A 10,366-nucleotide genomic window follows, 5' to 3' on the forward strand; every position below is an offset into this window, starting at 1 on the left:
TCCGACAAGCTGCTGTGGCCCGCGCTGCCGGGCTTTCCCGTGGGCGACGCCTGGCTGCGCAGCACCACCCGGCTGCCATGCCGGGCAGCTGTGCCTTCTCGCCGTTCTTCAGAGTGAGCGGGCCGACGCGTGGCGGTCTCCTGAGTACGCCCGGTCGCGGCTCAAGGCCGAGGCCCGAACGTCCGCAAGGTGACGGTGGCATCGGGGGATCGGCACCGGCTCCCGGCCTGGCTGTTCTCGCACATCGCATGGCGCAACGTGACAGGGCACTGCCCACACGGGTCGGGAATGCGGGCTGCAGGAACGGGTGGCCTGCGATGACGCGGGCAGGCGCAACCCGATCCTGATGACGCGCCGGTCAGTGCGGGGTCGCCGACCGGGACCGGCCTAGTCGATCGACCACCAGGACGACCACGGGCCCGGGTAGTAGTCGGGGCCTTCTGCGCCATTGCGTTCCACGACCTGGATCCGGACCCGGCCGGACTCCCGGAGGTTCGCGTTGCAGTAGTTGCCAGGGCCGGCTTCTCCGCCGGCGTCATGGCATGTGCCGCGGTCGCCGTAGTCGGTCTCCCACTTCACGACGATGCGGCGGCCGTTGGACACCCAGTCATCGGCGTTGAAAACATCGCCGTAGGACTCGAAGCATCCTTCACCGCCCATCATGGACGGTCCGCCCTGGATGCAGCGGTTTCGCAGTGGGGCGGACTCGGCGGGAACCGCGGTTACCATCAGTGTCGCGGCGCCGACGGCGGCAGCGATTATGCTGGTTCTGGTCAGTCCGACTTTTGGACGGATTCGCATGGACAGTCCCTTCAGGGGGGTGGTCGGGCGGGCAGGGAATTGTGGCGGCCATTTACCCGATGAGGGCCGCGCGGCGGGGCCGAGATTCGCCGCAGGAACGCGACGTTGAGATCAGCTTGGGGTCATGCCAGGGCTCCTCACGCCGTGTTGAGTCCCGCGCTGCGGGGATGATCACGGCCGATGTGAGGACACAGAACACGGGAGCATGTTTCCTCAGCGTTTCCTATCCCGGCTGTGGGACGACGGCCGGCATCGACGCGCGTACGAGATGCTGATCGTGCGTCATACGCGCCAGGGCGACCCGATCGCAGATCACAAGGCATTCCTCGCGTCCGGGGTCCGTCTGTAGCCAGACAACATCGAGGCGATCGTTCCGGGGCTGGTGCACGCGCTACACGGCCACGCCGAGAGCACCCAGACCGAGTAGGCGGCTGTCGGTCCCCGGTAACACGACCCGCAGAGGTCGGGTGTCGTCGCGGTCGCCAGCTTGTTGATCCGGCGGACGCGACCACAGCCTCCGCACTTGCGGTTCCTGTGGCAGTCGTCGCAGATCCGGGGAGGTTGCCGCGGCGCGCGTGCCAGCGCCCGACCTCCTCGCAGTTCGCGCAGGCGACCGGCGGCCGCCTCACACACGCCGGGCAAAGCGCCTCCCCGTTCGCCGTCCGGCCGTCAACGCCCCGGACTTGGCCGCAGTTGCCGCAGGCTTGGAACGCCGGTAGCAGTTCTTGCAGATCACCCCGTCTGGGGTGCGGGTTCCGACCCGGTTGACCCGGCCGCATCGGGAGCAAGTCTCGCGACGGGCCTGCTCGGCGCAGTTCGAGCAGTAGCGGGTGACTGCGGCGGTGGCGTCGCCCGGGTCCTGGCCACCCACTCCTCGTCGGAGCCGTTCTTCGAAGGGCTGGACCGCGACACCGACCGGGACCGGACCCGGACGACCGCCGTGGACCAGATCGAGAACGTCCCCGACTGGGCGGGGCCGTACGCCGAGACCCTGCGGGTGGCGGAGTGAGGGCACGCGTGCGTGGCAGCGTATCGGTCGCGGCTCCGAGAGAAATCGACGATCCGTGCTGCCTGCCCGAAGAAGAAGCCCAGCGGCTGGTGTCGGGCTCCCCTGGCATCGCCTCGTGGTGATCGGCGACGGAGCGGCCGAGGGAGTCGGGGAGCCCATGGAGGGATTCCGACGCAGGTCGTGGGCGGACCGCGTCTCGAACACGCTGCGGGCCGTCCACCCCGAACTGGCCTACATCAACCTGGGCAAGCGGGGCCTGCTGGACGCTGACATACGGGCCCGTCAGCTCGCCAGGGCGCTGACCCTCAAGTCCACCCTCGCGGTGATCGCCTGCGGGGGAACCGACGTCCTCGGCGTCTCCTTCGACGCCCACGCGGTGGAGATCGAGCTGAGCCGCATGATCGGCCCGCTGCGCGACACCGGCTGCACGGTGCTCACGATGGGCGTGCCCGACATGTCCTGCTCACATCTCGTGTTGGAACAGTGCCAGGCCGAAGCGCGGTACCGCGCCCGGCTCCTGGCCGAGCGCACCGAGGCCATCTCATTGCGGCACGGGGCGCTCTACGTGGACCTCGCGCGGCGGCCCGTGACGCCGGGGCCGAGCCCCTGGAGCTCGACCGCTCCCTATCTGAACTGCCGCGGCCACGCCATCGCGGCGGGGGCCGTCATCCAGGGCCTCGGAATGCTCCTGTCGAGCCGTATCTGAGCGACGACAAGCCGTCCGGCGGGGCCCGGCCGCGCAGGACGGCTTCTCAGGTAAGGGCGTCGGCGGCCTGCGGCGCGGCAGACCTGTGCCGTGCCACCGCCAGGGCCGACGCGGCGCGCAGCAGCCCGTCGATACGGGGGTAGGGACCTTGCCAGCCCAGGAACTCCGCTCGCCGAAGGCCGTTGTCCCGGGTGAGGGTGGCCTCCCGCTGCGTGATCCCTGTGGTCAGCACGGCCGAGAGATGCAGACCGCCCCGGTGTTCCCGCAGGACATGAGCCAGTTGGACGACGCGCGCGGGAGCGTCATCGGGGCGCTGGACGTCCCGCCAGCCCGCGAACAGAGGGATACCGGGCACCTCCACCCGGTCGGCGACTGTCTCCAGGAGCTCGGCTAGCCGGGCGGCGGACGAGAAGCCGCCAGGCAGCGGCGCCCCCAGGCACGGCACGACTCCGCGTAGCGGGCCGTGATCTCCGGTGGCGGCGGTGTGTCCGGCTGCGCCGCACAGTGCGTGCGGACGAACTCCAGTGGGAAGAACCCGAAGACGGCGGCGGTGACGTCCGCAGTCACTGGCCCAGGACACCGCCGCGTCCCCCGGAAGTAATAGCCGTGGCGGGACATGCCCAGGTCCGCGGCGGCCTGCCAGGCCTCCGGACTCTTCATGAAGGAATCACCGAGGCGGCGCACGTCGTCCTTGGTCGTGGCCACGCACGCACGCGAACCGGACATCACAGATCCTCCCCTGGACGTGGTGGACGGCGCCCGCGACGCCGGCCTCGCTCAGCGGCTCCGCAGGTGCTGCCCCAGGCTTCGTACGATCTCGGTGCACAGGATCGCCTGGCCGCGGGCGTTGAGATGCAGGCCGTCGGTGCTGAAGATCTCCTCGTTGCCCGCGGGGTGCCGGGGCAGGTCCACGTGGACCGCTCCGAGCCGCTCGGCCACCTGCTTGGTCCGCTCCGACCAGGCGGCGATGCGCTCGCTCATCGGCTTGCGGTACCGCTCGTCGACGTACGGGGAGACCGTGATGTCGAAGAGGCCCGAGGTGACGACCGTGCACCCCGATTCCCGCAACGGCGTGATGATGAGCGACAGTTCGGACTCGACCGCGTCGACGTCGAAGTGCCGCTGCAACATGTCGTTGCCTCCGCAGAACACGACGGCCAGGTCCGGCCGGAACTCCAGCGCCGGTGCCAGCTGCGTCTCGCGCACCTGCGCGGCGAAGAGGTTGCGCAGCCCCAGCTTGAGGACCTCCAGGTCCGGCTGCACGGTCCGCATCTCCTGGATGAAGCGCTCCGCCCAGGGCAGGTGCCGATAGCCCTCGTACGCCTCGGTGACTCCTTCGGCGCCGCTGTCCCCCAGTACGGCAAGCCGCTTCCACGGGGCGTCTGCCAGCACACGGGCGCCCTCGCCCGGGGACAGCAGCTGGGGGTCGGCGGCTTCGGCTGCGTACTCCATCGTGTCGGTCATGTCTGGACTCCTCTGAAGGCTTCGCGGGATGGGGATCAACGATGCCAGCCGGTGGGTTGCCGGGCTGGCGAGAATCCGGCGCCATCCTCCGACGCCGTTCCGGTGTCCGGACGGCCGGCCCGACCCGGCAGCCTTCGCCAGCCACGGGCCGTCGCATGCCGGACCAGGACAGGATCGTCGCCCACGACGACCGGGAGCATGGGAAGGTCGGATGCGTGATCGCCGTAGGCACCGCACTCGGCGGGGTCCATGCCGTGGGTTTCCATGACGGTCTGTGCGCATGGGCGTGATGAGGCGTCCGGTGTGGACGCCTTCGACGGTTTCGAGGCGGGCGCCCACGACCTACGCGGCGCCGAGGCAGTCGGCCAGCGGATCGAGGCAGGGGGCGAAGGAGCCGGACACCAGCACGGTGAACTCTCCCCGGCGCAGATGCTCCTGGAATGCCTCCAGGCTGGCGGGCAGGAACAGGTTCCCCGCACACCGCTCCTGCCGGAACCACGCACGCCCCTGGGCGGACAGATCCACGGCGCGCTGCCCCGCGTACACGCGGTAGTGGTAGTAGGCGCGCATGACCTCTGCCCTGCCGGCTCCCTCGGCGGCGAGCGCGCGCAGTGCCGACGCGGGTGTGGTCCGTCATGCGCCGAGCACCTCCCGGACCGTCGCGTCGAGCTCGGCCGCCCCGAGCGAGGAGTGCCAGACGTGGCCCACGTACATGCTGTCCTCGTAGTACAGACACGCGGAGAGCGCCGCCAGGACGTACGCCGCCTGATCGGGGCGGTCGTCGGTCGGTGATCCGAACGCCTTGACCAACCTCTGCCCCAGCGGATGCGCCATGCCGGCCCGGACCACGGCGAGGTGCGAGATGAGCTGGCTGGTCGCATAGGCGTTGATCCGGTCGGGCAGGTCCGTGTGGCGCAGACCGGACGCCCACTGCGCGAGCCGCACGGTCAACGACCCGTCGGCTTCCGGTGTTCGTGGCACCTCATACCCCTGCCTGTCGTGGTAGGCCCGGGGTCATGCCCGAGTGAGTACGAGCACAGCGTTCTGTCCGCCGAACCCGAAGGAATTGCTGACGGCCACCTCGGGACGGCTGTCCCGGCCGGTCTTGGAGACGACGTCGATCTCGATGCGGGGGTCCTGGCTCATGTAGGCGGTGACCGGGTGGCGCGGGCGGAGTCCATCGCGGCCTCGACAGCGACCTCGACCTCCCCGGCCGCAGATGCGGACCGGCCTTCGACACGTGTGCTTAGGTGGCACTCAAGATCACACCCCGGTCGTGCGGCTCCTCGGCGAACATCCGCACCTCTCGGGCGTCGGGCCACTGATCGCTGTACCGCTCGGCCAGCGCCCAATCCCGGCCGCCCGGGTCGGCCAGCCGTCGCGGTGTGCAGCGCCTGCTCCAGCGCGCCGGTACGGGCCGGTCGGGAGTGCGGCAGGGTCGCCTCCTCCTACAGGAGGGTGCAAGATCATCCAGGGACAGGATGTCGCTTTGATCTTCTGTTGCCTATGGTCAAGATCATCAAGCCCCCGCTCCTGACCCCTCGGAGGAATTCGCGTGCGAAGCATGCCCGCACCTGCGGTTGCACTGGCCACGGCGGCCGTGACCGTCACGCTCGTCCTCACCCCGGCGATCCCCGTCTGGGCCGACCCCGGCCGACTCTCCCCTCGAAGCACCGACGTTGTGCTGGACGATCCGGCGCCGGTCAACCGACCCACCCTCGTCAAGATCAAGAATGATGCGCAGGCAAAGGGCATCTCCCTGCAACAGGCCCTGGACATCCATATCGCCCAGGCCGCCAACCGGCTCACCAAAGCCGACGAACCCGACGGACCAGTCGATATCCCCAATGTGACCATCGACGATCTGACCGCCGCGCAACTGCACGACCTGGCACTGATCGCCAAGGATGACGGCACCGATCTGGCCACGGCGATCGACGCGCACGGCTGGCAGGACCAGTTCAACGACATCGCCGACAAACTCGAAGACGATTACCCCGACCAGTTCTCCGGCGCAATCAAAGCCGATGACGGATCCTCCGCGTGGTTCGGGTTCAAGGGCGCCATCCCCCCGGCGGCGATCGAGACGGTCAAAGCGCTTCCGGTGAAGGTGACGCTCACCGGCAACCGGGGTTTCAGTGAGAAGGAACTTGACGCCCAGAATCGCGCGGCACACGCACATGTAGTCCAGAACTCCGCCGTCGCGGCAGCGTCCGCCGGTTATGACATCCGCACCGGTACCGTCACCGTCAGCGCGCAACTCAAACCAGAGGTCAAGCGTAACGCCACACTCGAAGCAGAACTGGATCCCCCTACCCCATCAGTCAACGGCATCTCCGCCAAAACCGTCGTGGCCAACGCTTCGAAGGCTCCCATGGACGGCTACCTCCGAGGCGGCGGCTGGCTTGAACGGCGTACGGCCAGCGACAACTACGCGGCGCACTGCACAGCCGCCTTCAACGTGATTGAACGCGGTGGCTCGGCCAAGCGATCCTCAACCGCTGGGCACTGTATGTGGGCTCATGAACTGCTGCGCCACCGAAACCACGGTAACGACACCGGGCACACCCAAGTCGTCCGAAAGATGAAGCACATGGGCGAGCACGGCGACATCGCGTTCAACAACACCGGCACCGCCGGGTCCGACACGCCGACAAGGACGTTCTACTTCACCCACACCAAGAAGCGCTACGCAGACAAAGAGAACCGCCCGCGCGTGGGAACCAGGGTCTGTAAGTACGGCAGGACCACCGGAGAAAGCTGCGACAACGTCGAACAACTCGGATGGATCAACGACTATGGGCAGTGGGGGTATCCGGTCGTCTATGGCCTGGCCGAGACCAAGAAGGGCTACACCCAGGGTGGTGACAGCGGCGGCCCCTGGTACTACGGCGGCACCGTCTACGGAGTCACTAGCGGCGGAGACCGGTCCGGGGACATCTTCACGCCAACCGACACGACGTTCTACAAGCACGGCTATGTCGTCTGGACCAGGTAGTTCCTTCGCCTAGAGCCGCACACGTGGAGCTGCACACGTGACGGGGTGGCAGTGAAGCCCGTGCCACTCGGGATCATCTGAGGGGCGGCCGGACAGCAGCCACAGGTTCTGTCCGGTCGCCGGCCCGGCGGCCGGACAGACCGCTTTTCCACCACATCTGATGGCACTTGGAGAAAAGATGTCGGGGTGGTAGCAACGTGGCTGAATCTCCTGCGACCCGAGCAGCGCGTGAGATGAACTGACCATTGGCGCCGGCGCGTTCAAGAGCGTGTCGGCCGTCTTGGCCGAGTACGTCACGGCCAAGGCGTTCGCGGCCGCGGGCGATCATGTCAAATGGCCCGGCGGCACCGGGATGTACGACCTCGCCACGCACCCGGTGTACACCGACGTCAAAGGTTCTTTCTGAACGGTCAGAGATGTGACATTGACCTTGAGGTCTGTCGCTGCCGCCGCGGCGGCAGCGGCGTGAACCGGGACGGTGAAGGTAGCCGGGGCCAGCACGGCGGCCGCGGTGATGGCCGCGGGGCGGATCTGCGGGCGGGGGATGTACAGGAGCAGGCGGATTCGCTTTTCAGGGCCAAGCTTGCCGACGCGCCCGGTGATCTTGTGATGCAGGCGGCCCCTCACGTAAAGCTTGTACGACTTTGCCACCAGGGCCTTTTGCAGTAGGTCTGCCTGATGTGGTCGTACATCATGATGCTGTCACGTTTGACCGTGCGACTGCGGACACCCTTCAGCGCGGCATCATGGTTATCGCGTCTGGTGTCTTTACGCACAGCCGTAGCTGGATGTCGTTGCGTGAGTGCGCGCCCAGCGCCATGAACTCACCGGCACGGCAAACGCCCTGTTCGCTGAGGCACAGGTCGGCGGCCAAGCCGACCGCACCGCACACCTTCCGACAGTTCTGGTACGCCTGTGCGGAGTGCAAGCCGCTCTTGAACGCCGCCGACTGGGACGCCCTCGCCCGTCGCGCTGGTCTGCCGTTCCGGTGCCGACCACCGTCGTGAGCAACTGGCAGGCATTCGCCAGCCAGCGCGGCCACGCCGAGCCGATGCCTGACGGCGGCTGTCGCTGGCCTGTTCTACGCTCGCGGCGCGGCTGTAGCGCCAGCCGAATCCTGAGCTCGGCCCGCCCCACGCGGGACCGGGCAGTGACGGAAAAGACGTCGCAGATTCCGCGCGGTTGGGCTGATCGTGTCCGCTGGCTGGTTATTGCTGGGCCTCGATGACGGCTCGGCAGGGCAGAAGGTCCCGGCTGACCCGGTGGCCCTTGACGGCGGTCAGGCCGGGTGGTGATCAGGTACAGCGTTGAGTTCGATGCCGTACTCGAGCAGGGCCTTCATCGCGCACAAGGCGGTACTGAATCCGCCGACGGTGTCGTTGACCCAGCGGACGGCGTCGTCCCCTGAGCCCTGGAAGCCGGTCTCGGTTATCTCGACGAACGTGGCGTTTTCCGTGCGGGTGGTGAACCGCAGTTCGACCGTGGTCGGCTGCTCGTAGTTGCCCCACTCGAACCGGATCAGTCGGCCTTCCTGCACCTCCTTGACGCGAACCTCGACGGATGCGCCATAGGTCTCCCACTCCCAGCGCAGTTCGGCCCTCGCGACCATCGGGCCGCTGCTCTTGCTGTACCAGAAACGGCGGGTGACGGCCGGATCAGCGAACGCTTGGAACACCTCCTCAGCCGATCTACGGACGATCATGCATGCATACGCGGCGGGAGCCTGCGTGAGGTGGAGTTTCTGCATAGAAATGATCATGCCCTTCGCCTGGAAAAGTCAATGAGCTGGTCCAGCGTGAGCTGCCGGTCGCGGTCAGGCGACGGCAGGACAGGCTCCGGAGCCGGGTCGGCCAGCAGTTGCTCGGCCGTCTGGAGGACGAACCGTTTGGCTTCGTCGGATCTCGCCGTCTCATCCCCGTACACTCCCACGCTACCTTGACATTCCAAGGTTATCATATACCTTGATAGGTCAAAGTAACTGATAACTCATGCTGAGCAAAGCGCCGAGCGAACGTTTGAGGAGTTCGGCCGGTACGTGAGGCAGGAGCAGGCCGCCGGCCAGCGCGAGCTGCGCCAGCGCGAGGGTGGGCACCGCTTCCTGAAGACCGAACAGGGCAGTGAACATCAGTACACTGCCGCCCACACCACCCACGGCCGACAGCCGGCTGAGACCGAAAGTCAGAACCGACGCGGCCACCAGCGTCGCGATGAGGTCAGCCGAATCATGACGGCCGATGCGTTTCGTGGCGAGATCGCACCTGGCCTGTGCCAGGTCAACCGGCGGCAGCGAGAGAACAACGGTCGGGCACATCAAAGGGGCCTTCCTTGTCCCCATGCTCACGGAGACCTGCTGGCTATCGGCAGCCTCTACCTCGACATGCCGCGCTTGGGCGGCCCCACCCCACAGGGGACCGAACTCGGCCCCGGCCGCACCACCGTGAGCCGCACCGGGTGACGCCCTGATCGCTGGGCGGCGCGCGCGCTTTCCTGGACGCCGCCCTCAGCCAGGCCACCGGTGACACCGGGGTGCCCATGGCCTGGCCGTCTGATCATCCCGCGATCGCCCGAGGACGATCCGCCTGGCTCATGGGTCGAGCATGCGCGTCACCAGATCCTGCCACCAGAGGAGGGCGTCGGCTGCGTCCTGCCGGGAGGGTCCGGTCAGGCCCGCACTGCGCCGGAACTGCTGGCCGACGATCGGTTCCATCGCGAGCGCTTGATGCAGGGCGGCGACGGTGAGCTGGGTGTGGCGGCGGTCGGGCGCGGGGCGTTGCCGCTGCCGTGCCCGCGCGGTGATGCGTTCGTGGAGGGCGTCGACGACGTCGTCGAGCATCCCGCTGCCCTGATCGCGCCATCCTGACTGGTGCAGCGCCAGCGCCAGCTCGGCGTAGCCGTCGGCGTAGAGCTGTGCGAGCGCGTGGACGAGTGCGCCGACATCGGCGTCATCGCTGACCCAGCCCGCGACCACCTGACGGATGCGTTGCCGCACCTGTGCGCCGCCATGTTTGAGCAGCGCGGTCAGGAGCTGATCGCGGGTGCCGAAGTGGTGATTCACCGCGGCGTCGGTGATGCCGACCTTGGCCGCCACGGCGCGTACCTGGACGGCCGCCAGGCCGCCCTCGGCCAGCAACTGCTGGGCCGCTTGGAGGATGAGCCGTTTGGCTTCGTCGGGATCTCGCCGTACGCGTCGCTGCACCCACTCACCATACCTTGACATCTCTAAGTAGCAGCGTACCTTGAAAGATCAAAGTAGCTGAGAGGGGAACCCTGTGCTGACGCTCGACCGGCTCGCCGAGGCCGAGCCCGGCACGCGCGGACGGCCGCGCCGCCGACCGGGGCGACGAGCCCGGCCGCCGGCACAGGCGTCGATCTGCTCTGAAGTGCTTGT

13 protein-coding genes are annotated in these 10,366 nt (G+C 67.9%); 2 read left to right on the forward strand and 11 right to left on the reverse strand.

Annotated elements, in window-relative coordinates; translation table 11 throughout:
* Positions 1–387: 387 nt before the first annotated feature.
* Positions 388–663: a hypothetical protein gene (locus ABD333_RS36220; RefSeq protein WP_344547091.1), complete on the reverse strand. Its 276-nt coding sequence runs from the start codon at positions 661–663 to the stop codon at positions 388–390.
* Positions 664–1,928: 1,265 nt separating this feature from the next.
* Here ABD333_RS36220 and ABD333_RS36225 point away from each other — a divergent pair.
* Complete coding sequence (locus ABD333_RS36225; RefSeq protein WP_344547148.1) at positions 1,929–2,516, forward strand: SGNH/GDSL hydrolase family protein; 588 nt, start codon at positions 1,929–1,931, stop codon at positions 2,514–2,516.
* Between the two features lie 46 nt (positions 2,517–2,562).
* Here ABD333_RS36225 and ABD333_RS36230 read toward each other — a convergent pair whose 3' ends face one another.
* From ABD333_RS36230 to ABD333_RS36255, 6 genes are all read right to left on the reverse strand, one after another.
* A complete protein-coding gene (locus ABD333_RS36230; RefSeq protein ID WP_344547092.1) occupies positions 2,563–2,961 on the reverse strand; it encodes a helix-turn-helix domain-containing protein in 399 nt (132 codons plus the stop codon).
* Positions 2,907–3,242 (reverse strand): helix-turn-helix domain-containing protein, encoded by a 336-nt coding sequence (locus tag ABD333_RS36235; RefSeq protein WP_344547093.1) that lies wholly within the window; start codon positions 3,240–3,242, stop codon positions 2,907–2,909. Before ABD333_RS36235 ends, ABD333_RS36230 begins: the two co-directional genes overlap by 55 nt.
* 51 nt (positions 3,243–3,293) lie before the next feature.
* Positions 3,294–3,980: an SGNH/GDSL hydrolase family protein gene (locus ABD333_RS36240; RefSeq protein WP_344547094.1), complete on the reverse strand. Its 687-nt coding sequence runs from the start codon at positions 3,978–3,980 to the stop codon at positions 3,294–3,296.
* A 342-nt stretch (positions 3,981–4,322) separates the two neighbouring features.
* Positions 4,323–4,592 carry a haloacid dehalogenase-like hydrolase gene (locus ABD333_RS36245; protein ID WP_344547149.1) on the reverse strand — a complete coding sequence of 90 codons (270 nt, stop codon included), beginning with the start codon at positions 4,590–4,592 and terminating at the stop codon, positions 4,323–4,325.
* A 21-nt stretch (positions 4,593–4,613) separates the two neighbouring features.
* Entirely contained in the window at positions 4,614–4,961 is a 348-nt protein-coding gene (locus tag ABD333_RS36250) for an MmgE/PrpD family protein (RefSeq protein ID WP_344547095.1), read from the reverse strand.
* Positions 4,962–4,994: 33 nt separating this feature from the next.
* Positions 4,995–5,126, reverse strand: a complete 132-nt coding sequence (locus ABD333_RS36255; protein ID WP_344547096.1) for a hypothetical protein — start codon at positions 5,124–5,126, stop codon at positions 4,995–4,997.
* Positions 5,127–5,544: 418 nt separating this feature from the next.
* Here ABD333_RS36255 and ABD333_RS36260 point away from each other — a divergent pair, with 418 nt between their 5' ends.
* A complete protein-coding gene (locus tag ABD333_RS36260; RefSeq protein WP_344547097.1) occupies positions 5,545–6,978 on the forward strand; it encodes a chymotrypsin family serine protease in 1,434 nt (477 codons plus the stop codon).
* Between the two features lie 324 nt (positions 6,979–7,302).
* Here ABD333_RS36260 and ABD333_RS36265 read toward each other — a convergent pair whose 3' ends face one another.
* The 4 genes from ABD333_RS36265 to ABD333_RS36280 form a co-directional block, all read right to left on the reverse strand.
* Positions 7,303–7,629: a hypothetical protein gene (locus ABD333_RS36265; protein WP_344547098.1), complete on the reverse strand. Its 327-nt coding sequence runs from the start codon at positions 7,627–7,629 to the stop codon at positions 7,303–7,305.
* A gap of 628 nt (positions 7,630–8,257) precedes the next feature.
* Positions 8,258–8,725: an SRPBCC family protein gene (locus tag ABD333_RS36270; RefSeq protein ID WP_344547099.1), complete on the reverse strand. Its 468-nt coding sequence runs from the start codon at positions 8,723–8,725 to the stop codon at positions 8,258–8,260.
* Between the two features lie 222 nt (positions 8,726–8,947).
* Positions 8,948–9,289 carry a hypothetical protein gene (locus ABD333_RS36275; RefSeq protein ID WP_344547100.1) on the reverse strand — a complete coding sequence of 114 codons (342 nt, stop codon included), beginning with the start codon at positions 9,287–9,289 and terminating at the stop codon, positions 8,948–8,950.
* Between the two features lie 273 nt (positions 9,290–9,562).
* Positions 9,563–10,174: a TetR/AcrR family transcriptional regulator gene (locus ABD333_RS36280; protein WP_344547101.1), complete on the reverse strand. Its 612-nt coding sequence runs from the start codon at positions 10,172–10,174 to the stop codon at positions 9,563–9,565.
* Between the last annotated feature and the right edge of the window lie 192 nt (positions 10,175–10,366).

Origin of the sequence: Actinomadura fulvescens, from assembly GCF_039533225.1 — a bacterium.
GTDB classification, from domain to species: Bacteria; Actinomycetota; Actinomycetes; order Streptosporangiales; family Streptosporangiaceae; genus Spirillospora; species Spirillospora fulvescens.